Source organism: Rufibacter sp. XAAS-G3-1, from assembly GCF_013623775.1.
GTDB lineage: Bacteria > Bacteroidota > Bacteroidia > Cytophagales > Hymenobacteraceae > Nibribacter.
This window is the reverse complement of the sequence record NZ_JABFAM010000034.1, coordinates 1-2,315: the sequence shown is the minus strand read 5'-3', so window position 1 is coordinate 2,315 and position 2,315 is coordinate 1. Positions and strand designations below refer to the sequence as shown.

Annotated in this window: 2 protein-coding genes; both read left to right on the top strand. The window is 40.1% G+C overall.

The window, feature by feature from the left end; genetic code table 11:
• Positions 1-98 precede the first annotated feature (98 nt).
• Positions 99-701 (top strand): hypothetical protein, encoded by a 603-nt coding sequence (locus HHO50_RS20835; RefSeq protein WP_181309077.1) that lies wholly within the window; start codon positions 99-101, stop codon positions 699-701.
• 536 nt (positions 702-1,237) lie between these two features.
• Positions 1,238-1,723: a hypothetical protein gene (locus tag HHO50_RS20830; protein ID WP_181309076.1), complete on the top strand. Its 486-nt coding sequence runs from the start codon at positions 1,238-1,240 to the stop codon at positions 1,721-1,723.
• The last annotated feature ends 592 nt before the right edge of the window (positions 1,724-2,315 follow it).

Sequence of the window (2,315 nt, the reverse complement as noted above, 5' to 3'; positions counted from 1 at the left end):
GGCCAGTTGCTTTCTACTGCTGTTGTTGGTACTTTGACAGACAATCAGGCAAACTCTTGGCCGTCGTTTAGCAGCGGCCGTTACCTCACATTGAAAGAATGAAGAAGTTTATAAAAAAATTTAGCGATGTCTTCCAATTAGCAGGGCTGATAGCGATTATCTATCTTTTAACGACAGACAAATTCCCTCTACTCCGACAAGCCTTGATTTTTCTATGGCTAGCTGATTTAGTTTGGGGAGTTATCGACAACTTGTTGTTCAGGGCTGGTCTAAAGAAAAATGAAATAAGATACCCGACACTCAACGACGATTACTCTAAGTACTCAAAATTTGGATTAGGTTTAGCTATCGCAGGGATTTCTTTGGCTTGCGTGTTATGGATTCCTTCAACGGATGTATATGCAAAAATTGGAGTGGCGGTAGGGGTTCTATTTTTAGTAGCTGGCCTAATTGACCTGCCAAGCGGGACAATGAAGCTAAAAGGAGAAAAGCTAAAGTTATCGGGGGTTCCAGATAAAGTAGATATGGATTCCATTCAAAAAATAGAGATTGAAGAAAGCACATTGGTTTTGACAAATACAAACAGTGTTGTTTTAAAGCAAGACAAGCTTAAACTTGATTTAATCTCAGCAATAGCAATCGAGCATTTCCTTCTTAAATACATCGGTGAAAGAGATAAAGTAAGAAACAACGTGAGGTAACAACAGCTAAACGCCAGCCTCGGCCGACGGCCTCCGCCGCCGTTTAGCCTAACCGTTAGCTGCAATTGTAGCCACTCAAAAAGCAGCTGGAACGGCAGAAAAAATCATCGGCTAGAGCAGCAGAAGAAAAAAGAATCTTCAGCAAAAGCAGCAGAAGAATTTTGTTAGTTTAGCAAAAGTGAGTGAACGCCGCCCGACCTTTATCAGCAGACGGAGCAGAAGTGGCAGAAGAGGGATTTGACCCAGAATGCTTTTATTGATTTATCTTCAATGCGCGCAAAACCAACGGACGGAAATGTTAATCGCGTTTTCGGCCTGATTTTCGGAAAATGAGCCAAAAACGCAATCAAGAATTATTATTTTAAATATTCGCGGTTCCCGTTTCCGGCGTGTTTTCCCCAAAACGTGGCAAAAGTAAAAAAGAAACTTCGCCTGGTTGCGCAGTAAAAACAACAGCAGCTAACAACGGCTAAACGGCATCTCGGCCGACGGCCGTCGCCGCCGCTTAGCCAAGTCCGTTATCTGAAATTATAATTATGAAATCAATTTATATTTATCTTGTAATATTTTTATTGATTTCTTGTGCATCGCCAACTTCGGACAAAGAAGAAAATGAATTAGCTGAATTTAATTTCCGTGAAAACAACCCTCTGAAACCTTATACATACTCTGAAAGCTTTGCCCTAGGTTTTGTAGAAAGAGATACTGTAAAGAATGGCGAAGACTATAGATTAAAGCTGTTTTTAGTAAATCATGAAAAGCTATATTTCTCCGATAGTATAAAGCCATTAATGAAATTTCATTATGGAGATTCAATCTCTTGGGGAAAATTACGAGATAGTAACAAATCTGTAAAAATAGTTGAAGATACTGCATTTATTAAGTTCAGAGCAATAGATGAAAGTTTAAAAAAAGGTGAAGTGAAAAACTATAAATGGTATGGCTTAATTGATGTACCTCGGCCTGGTAAAACAGACACTTCGTTTGTAATACAATGGGATTACTGGATTCAACAAAAATAACTTCAGATAACACTGTATAAACATCAAGCTTCGGCCGACCGCCTCGCTCGTTGTTTATACTAACCGTTAGGTCTAATTTTAAACATGAAGAACCGTTCTCGCTTTGCAGAAAAAGAATCAGCACGAGTAGCAAAAGCGGAAAAAAAATAATCAGCTAAAGGAGAAAGTTACCTTAGCAAAAGTTTGGTAGCGCACCTCGACTTTGACCAGCAAGAGTAGCAGAAGTGGAATTGACGCAGCGTTTGAGCAAAAAGAATTATCTTCAATGCGCGCACCCCGACTTCCGAAATGCGTTTTTGGCCTGTTTTTCCTAAATCAGGGATAAAACGGACGGACTTGAAAAGTAAATGATGGAAAATGGATTGCGCTCGGCAAGCTTTTTTTGGGCTCATTTTGGAAAATCAGGCCAAAAACAGAAAGAAGCCGTGCAGTCTTTGCAGAGAAAAAACTAGACCTAACAAGGTATAAACGTCATCTCGGCCGACGGCCTTCGCCGTCGTTTATACAAGCCGTTGGGGCAAATTTGAGAAAATTCTTACCGGCTGGCACGGCAGAAAAAATTATCAAGTAGAGTAGCAGAAATATATCAGCA